Below are 14,882 nucleotides of genomic sequence, written 5' to 3'. Positions count from 1 at the left end.
AACTGGGGCATCAAAGTTGCCTATGCAGACGGCCCGATCAAAGCTGCGCTGGACTATCAAGACGACCAAGGCGTGATTAAAGTTGCTCTTGATGCGTCTTACGACGTTGGTAACGGCCTGACACTGCTGGCTGGGATGTATGACCAGTCTGACTCGAATGACGCTCGTTTCGACGGCACAGACTACTATGTTGCTGCAACCTATGACCTGGGTGGCGGTGCAGAACTGCTGGTGTCATATGCTGACGCAGAAACCGGCGATGCGATCGACGACGACGAAGTTGGCGGCCCAGACTATCAGGTCGGCACAACTGTCGCAGTTACCTTCTCTTTCTAAGCAAATCAGAATTATCTGATGGCGGGGGCGGTCCTTTGGGGCCGCCCTTTGCTTTTGTATAATGGCTTGTGACCTGTCGCACGCTTCGCTACATATTTGGCCATGAATATGGGGGAAATGGTGTGATTGCGATGAACGGTTTCAAACGCCTGGGCCTGCTGGCCGTTTTGATTGGCACATTGGCCGCCTGTGGTGGCGGCCCTGCCCCCACGCCGCGCGGCGCGGAAAACGTGGCGGTGAACCGATACCTTTGGGCGGCGTCGCTGGATGTTCTGGGTTTTCTGCCCGTTGAAACCGCCGACCCGTTCACCGGCGTCATTTCCACCGGATTCGGCGTGCCTCCGGGCGGCACCACCGCCTATCGCGCCAACATACAGGTCACCGACCCCGCGCTGGACGCGCGATCGTTGCGCGTGGCCCTGCAAACCCGCGGCGGCCCCGTTGCCATCGAAACACAAGACGCGGTGACAGATGCGATATTGTCGCGCGCCCGCCAGTTACGGATAGCCGACGGCGCGCTATAGCCATTCGCGCAGCGCCCGATTATGAATTGCGCCGGGCCATATCGCCCGGCGTGCGCATTTGGAAAGACCCGACATGACAACCTATTCCCCGTCGCAGATCGAACAGAAATGGCAAAAGGCATGGACAGATGCCAACACGTTCAAGGCCGTGCGCAGCGCCGACAAGCCGAAATACTATGTGCTGGAAATGTTCCCCTATCCGTCGGGCCGCATCCACATGGGCCACGTGCGCAACTATACCATGGGCGACGTCATCGCGCGGTATAAGCTGGCGACGGGCCATGCCGTGCTGCACCCGATGGGCTGGGATGCCTTCGGCATGCCCGCCGAAAACGCCGCGATGGCATCGGGTGGCCACCCCAAGGACTGGACCTATCAAAACATCGCCGACATGCGCGCCCAGATGAAACCGCTGGGCCTGTCGATTGACTGGTCCCGCGAATTCGCCACCTGCGACCCGGAATATTACGGCCAGCAACAGGCGCTGTTTCTTGATTTTCTGGCCAAGGGGCTGATTTACCGCAAAAAGGCCGTGGTGAACTGGGACCCGGTCGATATGACCGTGCTGGCCAATGAACAGGTGATCGACGGCAAGGGATGGCGGTCTGGCGCTGATGTGGAACGCCGCGAACTGGTGCAGTGGTTTTTCAAGATCAGCGATTATTCCGGCGAACTGCTGGACGCGATCGACACGCTGGATAACTGGCCCGCCAAGGTCAAACTGATGCAGGCCAACTGGATTGGCCGGTCGCGAGGTTTGCAATTTGCCTTTGGCCTGATCGACGGCCCCGCCGGTCATGACCGGATCGAGGTTTACACGACACGCCCCGACACCTTGCTTGGCGCGTCCTTTATCGGGATTTCGCCCGACCACCCGCTCGCCAAGGAACTGGAACAGCAAGACCCCGCCGTGGCCGCGTTTTGTGCGCAATGCCGCAAGGGTGGCACCACCGCCGAGGCGATAGAAAAGGCGGAAAAGCTGGGCTATGACACCGGCCTGCGCGTGCGTCACCCGATGGACACCAGCCAAGAGCTGCCGGTTTACATCGCCAATTTCATCCTGATGGATTACGGCACCGGCGCGATTTTCGGCTGCCCCGCGCATGACCAGCGTGACCTTGATTTCGCCCGCAAATACGGGCTCTGTGTGATCAGCACCTTTGTGCCCCGCGATGACAGCGCGCATAAGCGGCCCGACGATGGTGGCGATGCCTATGTGCCGCCCAAGACCGAAGTTGTGACCTATACCCGCGGATTTGCCGGTGACACCGCCCAAACCGGCGATGCCGCAATTGATGCCGCGATCGCGTTCTGCGAGGCGAACGGCATCGGCCAAGGTGTTACCAAATATCGCCTGCGCGACTGGGGCCTGTCGCGCCAGCGGTATTGGGGTTGCCCGATTCCCGTGGTGCATTGTGATGCCTGTGGCGTGGTGCCCGAAAAGAAAGAAAACCTGCCGATCGAACTGCCCTATGATGTGACATTCGACGTGCCCGGAAACCCGCTTGACCGGCACCCGACGTGGCGCGACTGCGCCTGCCCCGCTTGCGGCGCACCCGCCCGCCGCGAAACCGACACGATGGATACGTTTGTTGATTCGTCATGGTATTATGCACGCTTTACAGCGCCCCACGCCAACACGCCGACAAATCTGGATGACGCATCCTATTGGATGAACGTAGACCAATATATAGGTGGCATCGAACACGCGATCCTGCACCTTCTCTATAGCCGCTTTTTCGCCCGCGCGATGCATATGACAGGGCATTTGCCAGCATCTGCGATCGAACCGTTTGACGCGTTGTTCACGCAAGGGATGGTGACGCATGAAATCTACCAGACCCGCGACGCCAAGGGCCGCCCCGTCTATCACCTGCCCGAGGATGTGACCGATGGCAAACTGGCCGATGGCACGCCGGTGGAAATCATCCCCTCTGCCAAGATGTCGAAATCCAAGAAAAACGTCGTCGATCCTGATGACATTCTGGAAAAATACGGCGCCGATACCGCCCGCTGGTTCGTCCTGTCCGACAGCCCGCCCGAACGCGACGTGGAATGGACAGCATCGGGCGCCGAGGCGACGTATAAACACCTGTCGCGCGTTTTCCGTGTGGCCTGCGATATCGCTGTCATGGATGACACATCCGGCACAGGGGATAGTGACCTGATCCGCGCCATGCATCGCGCGGTTCACGATGTGACCATGGGGGTCGAAACATTCGGGTTTAACGCGGCAATCGCAAAGCTTTACGCCTTTACGACCGTCCTGGCGAAATCCAAAGCGGGTGGTGCCGCCAAACGGCAGGCCGCCCGCGTGCTGGCGCAGCTGATGTCACCGATGACCCCGCATCTGTCCGAAGAAATGTGGACGATGCTGGGTGGCGCAGGCCTGATCGCCAACGCGCCTTGGCCGGTGGCGGACCCTGCGATGCTAGTCGAAGATATGGTGACTCTGCCGATCCAGATCAACGGTAAACGGCGCACGGAAATCGCCGTTGCGGCGGATGCCAGCAAGGAAACGGTTGAAGAATTGGTCATGGCGCTGGATGTTGTGCAAAAGGCCCTTGACGGGGCCGCGCCCAAGAAACTGATCGTCGTCCCTGGACGGATTGTGAACATTGTCATCTGACCGCATCTTTCGCCGCGCTGCCATTCTGGGGCTTTTGGCCCTTGGGGGCTGCGGCTTTGTGCCGGTTTATGGGAATGGTGGCGGGTTGCGTGGGCAGATCGACTTTGCCACACCTGACAGTGTTGCGGGGTTCCGCCTGCGTGAAAGGCTGGAACAGCGGCTTGGCCTACCAACTGAAACCCGTTACCGGCTGGTGGTAACGCTGGGTGAACAGCGCACCCCTGCGGCAATCAATCCGGCAGGGGATACCACGCGGTTCAACGTGATCGGCAGGGCAAGCTGGGTGCTGACAGATATGGCCGATGGTGTTCAAGCTGGCGCTGGTGTTGTTGAGACGTTCACCAGCTATTCCGCCACAGGATCGACTGTGGCCACGCAGGCAGCCGCAACAGATGCAACAGCGCGCTTGTCTGTGGCGCTCGCGGATATGATCGTGGGGCGCGTATTGATCCTGTCGGCGGGGCTGGCTCAGTGAAGCTGACAGGTGCGGCCGCAGCGGGGTATTTCGGCAAGCCTGATCAGGCGCACACGGGGCTGTTGATTTTCGGGGCTGATCCGATGCGTGTTGCAGCCAAACGGCAAGAGGCGATCGCCGCCCTGATTGGCCCGCAAGGCGAAGAAGAAATGCGCCTGACCCGCATCAACGCATCTGACCTGCGCAAAGATCCAGCGTTGTTGGATGATGCGATCAAGGCCCAAGGGTTTTTCCCCGGACACCGTGTTGCCTTTGTCGAGGATGCGGGCGACGGGATGGCACCGACCCTGAGTGGCGCGCTGGCAGACTGGAAACCGGGGGATGCGCAGATCGTGGTCACAGCCGGACAGTTGACAGCCAAATCGGCCCTGCGCAAACTGTTTGAATTGCACCGTAATGCTGTGGCCATCGGCATTTATGACGATCCACCAACATTGGTGGACATTGAACAGACGCTGGTCCAAGCGGGTATCGCACGGCCGGATCGTGATGTGCTTGATGCGCTGATGGCGCTGGCCCAAACGCTGGAACCGGGTGATTTCCGGCAGACTGTGGAAAAAATAGGTCTTTATAAACGGGGTGATGCCACTGCACTGACCGTGGCCGATGTTATGGCAAATGCACCCCAGTCCGCCGAGGTGGATGTAGACGATATGCTGGCTGTTGTGTCGCAGGGGCGGGCCGAACAGATTGGCCCGGTGTTGCGCGATCTTTATGCGCAAGGGGTCACGCCGGTTGCGCTGTGCATCGGGGCGATGCGGCATTTCCGGCGGCTGCATATTGTCGCGTCAGACCCCGATGGCCCTACGGCAGGTGTCGGAAGGTTACGTCCCCCTGTCTTCGGTCCGCGCCGGGACAAGATTGCGCGTGAAGCGGGGCAATGGGGGCGTATGCGGCTGGAACAGGCGCTTACCACGCTGACAGATGTTGATTTGACGCTAAGGTCAGCGAATACGACCCCACAGGCGGCCCTGATGGAACGCACCTTGATCCGGCTGGCAATGATGGCCCGGCGCTAGGTGTTTGTAAGATGCAGTCAAAAAAGGCGGGCCTTGCAGCCCGCCTTTTTGTGATAGAATCGTCAAATATCGTGTATGACTTACGTCACGAACGATCAGTTGTTTGCAGCTGCGATCAGCAGTGCAGCCAGCACACCCAGAACGATGTATGTGCTGCTGATGGACGAACCAGCAGGTGCCGCTTCTTCGACGACAACAACGGGGGCTTCCATAACTTCAGGGGACAGGCCGCCAGCATGGGCAGCAACACCGGAAACAGCAATCGCTGCAGCGGCAAAAGTAGTTGTAAGGCGCATGTGAGTACTCCAATTAATGCACGGTGGTTTCTGCTTCGAAAAGCGTTCCACATTGTTATATTAAATCAGTCTGCTACAAAAAATCCAAGTAATATCACGCTTGGTCAAAAGACATCAATTTGTAGATAGCCGGCATCGGGTGACACCGCTTGCAAACTGCGGATGATTGTGCCGCGCGCGTTTACCCAATAAACGTTGGTAAATTCGAGCTTCTCACCTGCACATTTCTCTTCAAAACGGACGGAATTATGGGTTTCGTGCAGCATTTCGATGGCTTCAGCCCCTTGTGAAGCGATGCGGCACTGCAACAGTTCGCTGGAAATTGCATCCACATCGGTGATGTATTCATGCGTTCTTTGGGCTATTCCGCCCCCTGCACGGATCGCTTGGCGCGTTTCGGCGGTCTCTGCGCCCATCAAATCGCGCGGCAAACCGCGTGTTGCGACCATGATACCATCCTGCAATGTCAGGCTGATATTGTTGCCGTTGACCCAAGTCACGCGCCTGCCGTTCTGGCCCGTTTGCGCCATTGTGTCCCATTGGTCAAAATTACGGATATTGACCCGCATGAATTGGCCCGGGTTGGCCAGCACCTGTTCTTGTGTGATCCCTAGCCCTGTTGACGCGGGGGGCGGGGTGCCCATGATCCGGGCGGTGGCCTGCCCCATGATACGGGATGCAGCGGTGTCTTCGTTCAATGGGCCGCAGGCGACAAGGGCCATTGCGGCCGCTGCGCAGATCCAGGAATTTATTTTCATCGCCAGAACCGTCCCCATGTATCCGAAAGATCCGCAGTATGCGCATCGCGCACAAGGTCGTAAAGGCGCCCGTCCACCGCCAGTCGTGCGCCGCCGTCACCGATCTGCGTTTGCAGGGTTGTCGCAAAGGCCGACTGCGTCGCCTTGCCGGTCAGAAAGTCCTGCGGGATCGTTACTCTGACACCTTTGTTGTAAGATCCGTCACCAAAGTCCGTATAGGCCATATCTGTCTGGGTCACATAGCCGCCGACCCGCACGCCATTGTCAAATTCACGGTCAAGCGACAGGGTTGCCCCCCAGTCGCCCGCCAGATAACGCCCGACATCCAATTGTGTGTGATATCCGTTACCAAAGTCGTAATAGGCCGACACATGGCCTGTCACCGTATCATAGTCATATTCGTCAAATCCGAACAGCATATCGGTATCGCGTTGCGCGGCATAGTTCACCTCGATTCCCAGCCCCAGCCGGCTTTGCACCGGTTTCCACAACAGCTCTGCTGAAATCCCGCCAAACATCGGTTCCAGATAACCACCGCTCACACGCCCGTACAAGTCGCGCCCCGGCCGCGCGTAATAGGCTAGCGCCAGGTTTTGCAGCACCGGAACACCGTCATCGCCATAATACACCGCATCGGTGCGCACGTTTTGAATGTCGGGTGTGCTGTCGGGCACAGGGTCTTTCTTGGCGGCGTTGATCAGGCTTTGGCCAATGGCCCCTGACAGCACCAGATTGGGTTGCAACCGGTAAACACCGCGCAGGCTAAGCCCTGCATCAACGGTGACAGAACCGCCACTGGCCGCCGGGATCAGCGTGAAATAGGGGCCAAGCCCCCATGCGAACGCGGGGGTGCCTGCCGGCAGGTCGGTCAGACCCGGCGCGAGGTCTGCATCGCCGAAATCCGCCCGCTGATACACCACTTCCGCTGCGCCGGGACGGTTTTCAAACTGTTCCAGGTCGCTGCGCCGGATCGTTGTTGCCGAAAGGGGGATGCCTGCTGCTTCCGGCTCAAGTGTGAACACTTCGATCGCCGCGGGCATGACCTGGGTCATCATGCGAGCGGCGCGGCCCATCGCCTGCGCCTGCGACCGATAGCGCGTGTTGATATAGCGCAGGCGCGCGGTATCGCCGCTGATGGCCAGTTGGGTCACGGTAATGCCTTCGCGTTCCAGCAGGGTCGCCAGCGCGCTGCGCAGGGCGTGCGGTGGGGCGGCGTCCTGATCCCACGACCTGTCATTTGCCGGGCGCACGTTGACGGGGGCTGGTGCGGATTCGCGGCCGGACATGCCAGGCCGGTTATTGGCGTTAAGAGACAGGCTGCCCGACACGGCGACACTATTGCCGTAAAGATAGCCCAGCCCCAGTTGCACACCCTCTGCCGGGCGGTATGTCAGCCCCAGATTATAGGGGCTGTCAGTTTTTATCGCCGGTTTGAACGGCGTTTCGGGATAGGCGCTGGATGAATACTCTGCCTTGACGCCCCATTTGTCATTGATCTGGTATTCCAACCCGCCAAAAAGGGCGGCATCCCCGTGAAACCACTGGTCCGAGGTAAGCTGGCCCTCGGGTTCTGCCACGTCAAAGGCGGGGCGCGTTTGAAGGCCGCTGAACGGGTTGGTGAACCCGTTGCGCGTGGCCAGCCCGCCCCATCCAAGCCCGGCAGTGACGGTCAGATTGTCCCCCACTGTTTTGGACGCAACCACGTATTCTGCCCCTAACCGCCCCGGCGTCAGGAAATCCTGCAAGCCGATGGCGACCGATGGCAGAAAGGCGGTTTCATCGTTGAGACGGTAACGCAGGTCGAAACCGCGCGCAAACTCGCTCTCAAGGGTTTGCGAAGTCGGATCGTCGTAAAGGTCGATGAACCCATATCGCAGGCTAAGTGACAGCCGGTCTGTCACTTGGAAATTCAAGGTGGTGCGGCCGAAGCCTTCGACATAGCTGACCGTAAGGGCAAAGGTGCCTTGCGCCGCGCTTTGTGCTGTTGGCATTTCCAGCAGGCCGGGAGTACCGTTCAGCGAATAGGTTGGATTGGCGGGCTGCGCCATCGCCGTTCCACCCGTCATGATGACCACCATCGCCGGGCCGAAAAGGGCGTTGCGCATTATCAAGTCTCCTGCTTGTCTGGTTTCAGGTCTAGCGCGAATATCCCTGTTTTGGAATCCCGAATGCGCCTGCCAGGGCGGTATAAACCGTCGCAGTGCCCCTGCCTGCGATCAAGGACAGCCTGAAATGGGAATGGTCGCGCAGTCTGGACCAGCTAGCGCAGCGGATTGCGGGGCCGTTCCTGATGGGTGACACGATGACCGTGCCCGATATCATTTGTGCCAATTGTCCGAACTGGGGGGCGGGCGTCAACTTTCCAATATCGCAAGACGTGGTGCAGGCCTATCATGCCCGCATGTGCGACCGCCCCGCGCTTCAACGGCTGTTGGCATAGGCTATGGCGGCCCGTCCGGCCCAGCGCCCGGTCGCAAGGCAACCGGTGATGAGGTAACCGCCGGTCGGGGCTTCCCAATCCAGCATTTCACCGGCGCAAAACACGCCCGGTCTGTCGCGCAGCATCAACCCTTCTGTCAGTGCATCGAACCGGACGCCACCGGCGGTTGAAATCGCCTGATCCATGGGGCGCGGGCCTGCGTGCCGGACCGGCAGCGCCTTGATCAGCGGTGCCAGATCATCGGGAAAAGGGCGCCCGAACTCTGACAACAGCGCGATGCGCACCGGGTCCAGCCGCAGCACTTTACGCAGATGGTTCGACAGGCTGGTCTTGCCGCGTGGTTTTTGCAGTGCGGCGCGGATGCGGCCCAGTGGCCAATCTGGCAGCAGATCAGCCACCAGCGGCGCACCAAAACGCAGCGCGCGCGACAACATGTAAACCCCTCCGCCCTCAATGCCTTGGGCGGAAATGATCCATTCGCCCCGGGTGGTTGCGCCACCGGCAGAAAGCGCGGTGGATTTGACAGGCTGGCCCAGAAACCGCGCCATGTGATCAGACCAATGCACAACAAGCCCCATATTGGCTGGGGCAAAGGGGGCAACGTCATCGGGCAGAAACCGCGCCCACTGCCCATCAGACCCAAGCCGCGCCCAACTGGCCCCGCCCAGCGCCAGCACGGTGATTTTGGGTGTGATGGTCACGCGCCCTTGGGGTGTGTCGAACAGTGTCTGCGCCCCGTCCCACCCGCACCAGCGCCAGCGGGTGCGCAACGTGACCCCGTGGTCACCCAGCCGCGCCAGCCATGCGCGCAGCAGCGGCGATGCCTTCATCACCTCTGGAAACACCCGCCCGGTCGATCCGGTGAACAACGGCTGGCCCAGCCCCTTGGCCCAGTCCATCACCGCGTCTGGGCCAAAATCGCCCACCGCGCGGCGCATCATGTCGGGCGCATCGCCATAGGCCGCCAGAAAATCGGCGGTGTTTTCATCCTTGGTCAGGTTCAGCCCCGATTTGCCCGCCATCAGGAATTTGCGCCCCACCGAAGGCATCGCATCCGCGACAGTCACGCGCACCCCCGCCTGCGACAGCACTTCTGCTGCCATCAACCCTGCCGGACCTGCCCCGATGATCAGCGCATCGGTCATCTGATCAGCCGCTTTATCCCGGCGATATGGGTGAGGTCGGCCTGCAAGGCGTCCTGTGCCAAAGCGGTCGCCCTGTCGTGCAAGGCATCCGGTGCGACGATTTCGTCGATCAGGCCCCAGCCCAACGCCTGCTCTGCTGTGATTTTCTGCCCCCCCATCAATATCATCTTGGTGCGCGCAGGTCCGATCAGGGCAGCCATGCGCAGAGGGTCAGAGGGTTGCGGCAGAAAGCCCAGCTTCATCACCGGATAAAAGAATTTCGCCCCTGGAACCGCGATCCGCAGATCACAGGCCAGCACCATGCCAAAGGCACCCCCGGCAAGCGTGCCGTTCAATGCCGCAATCGTCAGGCAGGGCAGCGCGGCGATGGCACCGGACAGCCGTTCCCACACAGGATCGGTTGCCAGACCGGCGCGCGCGGCATCTAGGTCGGCCCCGGCGCTGAACACCTTGCCGGTGCCGGTCAGGATCAGCGCCTTGGCCTCGGTCGCGGCCTCGGCAATCTCGGCCAGTTGCACCAGCATGTCGCGGGTCAGCGCACCGGCCTTTTCGGGGCGGTCGATGGTCACGGTCCACAGCGCAGTGTCGCGCTTCAAAGAAATCATATCAGGCCTACTTTTTGCCGGATATCTTCATCGCGCAGGCTGATATCGGTGCCCAGATAGCCGTCAGCAGCGCCGGTGCACATCCATAGCAGCGCCTGTGCCGGCCATTCGGGTGGAATGTGGTCAGTCCAGTCCAACTGGCTGACGGGGTTGATGCCCGAGGCCTTGATCTCGCGCTGCATGTCGGTGGCGACGGTGCCGGGCGATAGCCCCATGATGCGCAGCCCCTTTTCGCGCGCCTCAAGGTCGGCTGTGCGGGTCAGCATAAAGGCCCCGGCCTTGGACGCGCAGTAGGCCGACCAACCTTCGACCGGGCCATGCGCCGCGCCTGACGAAATCGTGATGATCGTGCCGTGCCCCTGCGCGATCATGCCCGGCATGGCCGCGCGCATGCCGTGCATTACGCCTTTGAGGTTGATGTCGATGGTGCGCGACCATGTATCGGGGTCGTTGTCATGCAGATGGCCAATCGGGTCGATCACCCCGGCATTTCCGATCAGCACATCCAGACCGCCAAAGGTTTCCGCGGTGGCGGAAACAGCGGCGGCCACGTTGTTGTAGCGCGCGACATCGCATGGAATCGCCAGCGCCTTTTCGCCGATTTCACCGGCAAGCTCTGCGATGGCATCGGTGCTGCGAGCAATCAGTGCCACATTGGCCCCCGCAGCGGCAAAGGCGCGCGCGGTCGCTGCCCCGATACCACGGCTTGCCCCGGTGATCATGACGGTTTTACCGTCCATTGAATAGTTTTTCACAATTTTCCCTTTCGGTATGCCTGTGGGGTCTTTAGTTACCATGACGTCAGTTCCGCACCTTGAAGCATAGTGCAAGGCATGGATTCGTCTCAAAGGGATTAAACGAAAGGCAGTTGAATGACCTATATGAACAAAATGCGCGGGGCTGTCTGTATCGCCGCAATTTTTGCAGGTGGTGCGGCACAGGCCGAGGTGACGGCAGCCCAGGTCTGGGAGGATTGGAAAGCGCAGTTTGCCCTTTATGGCGATGATAGCGTGTCCATCGGCAGCGAAGAAACCACTGCAACCACCGTGGCAGTTCGCGACATCGTGCTGCGGATGGATGATGATCTGACCGAGGTTCGGGTTTTTCTGGGTGATGTGCTATTTTCCGAACGCGGCGATGGCACCGTCAGCATTGCCATGGCTGAAAGCTATCCGATCACGATGACCGATGATGACGGTGTTATCGTCACCCTTTTGGTCAGTCAAAGCGGGCTGGACCTGATTGTCAGCGGCGACACTGATGACCTGCGCTATGCGATTTCCGCTGACCGGTATGAAATCGCGCTTGGTGATGTTGTGAACGGCGATGTAACCTTTACCGGCGACGCTAGTGCCACGGCGCACGACATCAGCGGCATCTACACCAGCCGCACCGGTGATCTGCGTGATCTGTCCTATGCCCTGAACGTGGCATCGGTTGATCTGTTGGTTGATATCGCGCTGCCCGAAGATGATGGCGGCGTGATCACCGCCAATGGCAAGATCAGCGACATCACCGCGCAAGCGGACATGACAATGCCGCTGGACCCTGATTTTGAAAATCCTGACGTGATGATCGCCAGTGGATTTTCGATTGACGGCGGTTATTCGGTGGCCAGTTCTGCCTATGTCTTTGATATCGAAGCAGAGGGCGGCAGGGTTGCAGGTGCGGTCAACACGGGTGCCGGGCGCCTGAATTTCCGGCTGAATGGCGACAACTTGGCCTATGACGCGCAGACAACCGACATTGCCGTCAATGTGCTGGTGCCCAATTTCCCGGTTCCGATTGAACTGCAATTGGCCAAATACGGCCTTGGGTTTTCAATGCCATTGTCACGGGCTGATGAACCCGCCGATTTCGGCCTGAACTTCGATTTGGCCGATCTGACCGTAAATGACGTGGTCTGGGATATGTTCGACCCTGCTGGCGTGCTGGCTCGTGATCCGGCCACCATTGCACTGGATGTTTCGGGAACGGCCACGCCCATGGTCAACCTGATGAATCCCGAACAAGACATGGATCTGGACAGTGCGGAAATGCCGGTTGCACTTAATACACTGGTCGTGAACAGGCTGCGTCTGGCACTGGCCGGGGCGTTGTTGACCGGCACCGGCAATTTCACCTTTGATAATTCCGATCTGGAAACATTCGACGGGATGCCGCGCCCCGAAGGCAGTGCGCTGATCGAAGTCACGGGTCTGAACCGTCTGATGGACAATCTGGTTGCGATGGGCCTGATCCCGCAGGATCAGATCATGGCGGGTCGGATGATGCTGGGCATGTTTGCCCGCGTCACGGGTGATGACCAGCTTGAAACGCGGGTCGAGGTGAACGCTCAGGGGCATGTCATCGTGAACGGCCAACGGCTGCGTTAACCCTTTGCCAGCAAGGCTGCGGCGCAATGGGCAACCGTTGCGCCGTTTGCATTTGTGCCGGGCGACGGGGCCAATGGCCTTGCGGGGGTCGTCGCTGCGCACTACCTGAAAAGCGAACAAAGGATACACTATGACAAAATCGCTTTCTGATCTGACGCAACAGCTTTTGGATGCGGCGCGCCGTGCCGGTGCGGACAGTGCTGATGCGATCGCCGTTGATGGCACATCTGTTTCGATCGCTGTGCGTGGTGGTGCGCTGGAACAGGCTGAACGGTCCGAGGGGGTCGAGGTTGGCCTGCGTGTGCTGGTGGGGCAGCGGCAGGCCTGTGTGTCGTCATCCGATACCAAGCCGGACATCATCGCGCAGATGGCGGCACGGGCTGTGACGATGGCCCGCGAAGCGCCCGAAGACCCCTATGCCGGCCTTGCTGACCCTGCGCAGCTTGCGGGCGAAACGGATAGCGCGGCGCTGGAACTGTATGATCCCAGCGCCGAACCAGATCCAGCCGCCCTGCAAGACGATGCCACACGGGCAGAGGCCGCGGCGCTCCGCAACCCCGGTGTCAGTCAGGTGCAATCGGCGTCGGCGGGCTATGGCCGCACCCGTGTGCATCTGGCGGCATCCAACGGATTTTCGGGCGGCTATACCCGCACTGATCGGGGCCTGTCCTGCGTTGCGATCAGCGGCACGGGCACGGGGATGGAACGTGATTACGACTATGACAGTCGGATTTTCCAATCTGACCTGCGCGACGCCGATGATATTGGCGCGAAGGCTGCCGCGCGTGCGGTTGAACGTGCCGGCGCCCGCCGGCCTAAAACCGGTGCCTACCCGGTGCTGTTCGACGAACGCATCGCCAATTCGTTGATTGGCAGTTTGTTGCAGGCCAGCAATGGCATGATGATCGCGCGCGGGTCAAGCTGGCTGCGCGACGCGCTGGGCGAACAGGTTTTGCCCAAGGGCTTGTCCCTGATCGAAGACCCCCGCCGCCCGCGCGCATCGGGGTCGCGCATGTTTGACGCCGAAGGCTTGCCCACCGCGCGCCGCGCCATCGTGGACGACGGGATGCTGACGGGCTGGACGCTTGATCTGGCAACGGCCCGCAAGTTGGGGGTGCAAAGCACTGCCAACGCCGCCCGCGGCACCGGTGCGCCACCATCACCCAGCGTGTCGAACGTCGCGCTGACCCAAGGCACACAAAGCCGCGATGATTTGCTGCGCGACATGGGTACGGGGCTGCTGATCACGTCAATGATCGGGTCCACGATCAACCCCAACACGGGCGATTATTCGCGCGGGGCAGCGGGGTTCTGGGTTGAAAACGGTGAACTGGCTTATCCGGTGAACGAATGCACCGTGGCGGGCAATCTGCGCGACATGCTGCTGCGGATCATTCCGGCCAATGATGCGCGCACCCATCTGTCGCGCGTTGTGCCATCGCTTTTGGTCGAGGGGCTGACGCTTGCCGGTGACTGATCTTGCCCTGTTGATGGGCGCTGCCCGGGTGGCAGGCGACATCGCAAAGGGATATTTCGGCAATAATCCTGTCGTGACAGACAAACCCGCAGGTGCGGGCCCGGTGACGGCGGCTGATCTGGCCGTCAACCGGATGCTGCATGAAACGCTGGCTTCGGCCCGCCCTGACTATGGCTGGTTGTCTGAAGAAACCGAAGATACGGCGCACCGCCTGTCCACTGCGCGGCAATTTGTGATTGACCCGATCGACGGCACCCGCGCCTTTATCGCGGGCAGTCACGACTGGGCGCATTCGCTTGCTGTGGTCGCGGATGGGCAGGTGTTGGCGGCGGCTGTTTATCTGCCGATGCGCGATCTTATGTTTGCTGCAACCTATCGGGGTGGCGCCATGGTTAATGGCGAACCTGTGCAAGTGACGTCCGCGCCGTTGCATGGCGCCACAGTTCTGGCGAATAAACCCAGTTTCGAAGGCCATTTCTGGCAGCAAGGGATCACACCGCCGATCAAGCGGGCGTTCCGGTCATCGTTGGCCTATCGGCTTTGCCTTGTGGCGCAAGGCAGGTTTGATGGCATGATCACCCTGCGCCCCAGCTGGGAATGGGACATTGCCGCAGGGGCCTTGATTGCGTCCGAGGCGGGGGCGACAGTGACAGATCCCACTGGCTTGCCGCTGCGGTTCAACAACCCTCACCCGCAAGTTCCCGGCGTTCTGGCTGCAGGGCCGGAACTTCACGCGGGTCTGGCCCAGCGCCTTGAGCCGCCGCTCGCAAAGGCATAGGGTGACGCCGAAGCGGTAACCACAA

15 protein-coding genes are annotated in these 14,882 nt (G+C 60.4%); 9 read left to right on the top strand and 6 right to left on the bottom strand.

Going from position 1 to position 14,882, the window contains the following annotated elements; all coding sequences use genetic code 11:
• The 5 genes from IBX59_RS12080 to holA form a co-directional block, all read left to right on the top strand.
• Positions 1-336: porin (locus IBX59_RS12080; protein WP_367119381.1), on the top strand; the 336-nt coding region annotated here is incomplete at its 5' end.
• A 131-nt stretch (positions 337-467) separates the two neighbouring features.
• Entirely contained in the window at positions 468-860 is a 393-nt protein-coding gene (locus IBX59_RS12075) for a DUF3576 domain-containing protein (protein WP_296375857.1), read from the top strand.
• Between the two features lie 73 nt (positions 861-933).
• On the top strand, positions 934-3,489 hold the full coding sequence (gene leuS / locus IBX59_RS12070) for a leucine--tRNA ligase (protein ID WP_296375855.1): 2,556 nt from the start codon (positions 934-936) through the stop codon (positions 3,487-3,489).
• Positions 3,479-3,964, top strand: a complete 486-nt coding sequence (gene lptE, locus IBX59_RS12065) for an LPS assembly lipoprotein LptE (protein WP_296375853.1) — start codon at positions 3,479-3,481, stop codon at positions 3,962-3,964. Before leuS ends, lptE begins: the two co-directional genes overlap by 11 nt.
• Positions 3,961-4,983: a DNA polymerase III subunit delta gene (gene holA / locus IBX59_RS12060; protein ID WP_296375851.1), complete on the top strand. Its 1,023-nt coding sequence runs from the start codon at positions 3,961-3,963 to the stop codon at positions 4,981-4,983. The genes lptE and holA overlap by 4 nt, the downstream gene beginning before the upstream one ends.
• A 95-nt stretch (positions 4,984-5,078) precedes the next feature.
• Here the strand turns inward: holA and IBX59_RS12055 are convergent, their stop codons facing one another.
• The 3 genes from IBX59_RS12055 to IBX59_RS12045 form a co-directional block, all read right to left on the bottom strand.
• Complete coding sequence (locus tag IBX59_RS12055) at positions 5,079-5,279, bottom strand: hypothetical protein (RefSeq protein ID WP_296375849.1); 201 nt, start codon at positions 5,277-5,279, stop codon at positions 5,079-5,081.
• 104 nt (positions 5,280-5,383) lie between these two features.
• On the bottom strand, positions 5,384-6,037 hold the full coding sequence (locus IBX59_RS12050) for a YjbF family lipoprotein (RefSeq protein ID WP_296375847.1): 654 nt from the start codon (positions 6,035-6,037) through the stop codon (positions 5,384-5,386).
• Complete coding sequence (locus tag IBX59_RS12045) at positions 6,034-8,142, bottom strand: YjbH domain-containing protein (RefSeq protein WP_296375846.1); 2,109 nt, start codon at positions 8,140-8,142, stop codon at positions 6,034-6,036. The genes IBX59_RS12050 and IBX59_RS12045 overlap by 4 nt, the downstream gene beginning before the upstream one ends.
• Positions 8,143-8,237: 95 nt before the next feature.
• On the opposite strand from IBX59_RS12045, the gene IBX59_RS12040 reads away from it, so the two are divergent.
• Positions 8,238-8,477 (top strand): hypothetical protein, encoded by a 240-nt coding sequence (locus IBX59_RS12040; RefSeq protein ID WP_296375843.1) that lies wholly within the window; start codon positions 8,238-8,240, stop codon positions 8,475-8,477.
• Here the strand turns inward: IBX59_RS12040 and IBX59_RS12035 are convergent.
• The 3 genes from IBX59_RS12035 to IBX59_RS12025 are packed head-to-tail and all read right to left on the bottom strand — an operon-like array spanning position 8,459 to position 10,982.
• Positions 8,459-9,622 (bottom strand): TIGR03862 family flavoprotein, encoded by a 1,164-nt coding sequence (locus tag IBX59_RS12035; RefSeq protein ID WP_296375841.1) that lies wholly within the window; start codon positions 9,620-9,622, stop codon positions 8,459-8,461. The genes IBX59_RS12040 and IBX59_RS12035 overlap by 19 nt on opposite strands.
• Positions 9,619-10,227, bottom strand: a complete 609-nt coding sequence (locus IBX59_RS12030; protein ID WP_296375839.1) for an enoyl-CoA hydratase/isomerase family protein — start codon at positions 10,225-10,227, stop codon at positions 9,619-9,621. The genes IBX59_RS12035 and IBX59_RS12030 overlap by 4 nt, the downstream gene beginning before the upstream one ends.
• Positions 10,224-10,982, bottom strand: a complete 759-nt coding sequence (locus IBX59_RS12025; RefSeq protein WP_296375837.1) for an SDR family oxidoreductase — start codon at positions 10,980-10,982, stop codon at positions 10,224-10,226. Before IBX59_RS12025 ends, IBX59_RS12030 begins: the two co-directional genes overlap by 4 nt.
• Before the next feature lie 117 nt (positions 10,983-11,099).
• Here IBX59_RS12025 and IBX59_RS12020 point away from each other — a divergent pair, with 117 nt between their 5' ends.
• The 3 genes from IBX59_RS12020 to IBX59_RS12010 all read left to right on the top strand — a co-directional run bounded on the left by IBX59_RS12020 (position 11,100) and on the right by IBX59_RS12010 (position 14,857).
• Positions 11,100-12,602 (top strand): DUF2125 domain-containing protein, encoded by a 1,503-nt coding sequence (locus IBX59_RS12020; RefSeq protein ID WP_296375835.1) that lies wholly within the window; start codon positions 11,100-11,102, stop codon positions 12,600-12,602.
• A gap of 130 nt (positions 12,603-12,732) precedes the next feature.
• Positions 12,733-14,079, top strand: a complete 1,347-nt coding sequence (locus IBX59_RS12015; protein ID WP_296375834.1) for a TldD/PmbA family protein — start codon at positions 12,733-12,735, stop codon at positions 14,077-14,079.
• Complete coding sequence (locus IBX59_RS12010) at positions 14,066-14,857, top strand: 3'(2'),5'-bisphosphate nucleotidase CysQ (protein WP_296375832.1); 792 nt, start codon at positions 14,066-14,068, stop codon at positions 14,855-14,857. Before IBX59_RS12015 ends, IBX59_RS12010 begins: the two co-directional genes overlap by 14 nt.
• Positions 14,858-14,882: the final 25 nt, after the last annotated feature.

The sequence above is a fragment of the Yoonia sp. genome (assembly GCF_014859355.1).
Classification (GTDB): domain Bacteria; phylum Pseudomonadota; class Alphaproteobacteria; order Rhodobacterales; family Rhodobacteraceae; genus Yoonia.
Note: the sequence above shows the minus strand (reverse complement) of the source record. Positions and strands in the feature narration are given on the sequence as shown.

Excerpts from the sequence above, each read along its gene's own strand:
- IBX59_RS12030 (WP_296375839.1), bottom strand. The coding sequence starts at position 10,227 with ATGATTTCTTTGAAGCGCGACACTGCGCTGTGGACCGTGACCATCGAC.
- IBX59_RS12035 (WP_296375841.1), bottom strand. The coding sequence starts at position 9,622 with ATGACCGATGCGCTGATCATCGGGGCAGGTCCGGCAGGGTTGATGGCA.
- leuS (WP_296375855.1), top strand. The coding sequence starts at position 934 with ATGACAACCTATTCCCCGTCGCAGATCGAACAGAAATGGCAAAAGGCA.
- IBX59_RS12050 (WP_296375847.1), bottom strand. The coding sequence starts at position 6,037 with ATGAAAATAAATTCCTGGATCTGCGCAGCGGCCGCAATGGCCCTTGTC.
- IBX59_RS12045 (WP_296375846.1), bottom strand. The coding sequence starts at position 8,142 with ATGCGCAACGCCCTTTTCGGCCCGGCGATGGTGGTCATCATGACGGGT.
- IBX59_RS12055 (WP_296375849.1), bottom strand. The coding sequence starts at position 5,279 with ATGCGCCTTACAACTACTTTTGCCGCTGCAGCGATTGCTGTTTCCGGT.
- IBX59_RS12020 (WP_296375835.1), top strand. The coding sequence starts at position 11,100 with ATGACCTATATGAACAAAATGCGCGGGGCTGTCTGTATCGCCGCAATT.
- IBX59_RS12075 (WP_296375857.1), top strand. The coding sequence starts at position 468 with ATGAACGGTTTCAAACGCCTGGGCCTGCTGGCCGTTTTGATTGGCACA.
- IBX59_RS12015 (WP_296375834.1), top strand. The coding sequence starts at position 12,733 with ATGACAAAATCGCTTTCTGATCTGACGCAACAGCTTTTGGATGCGGCG.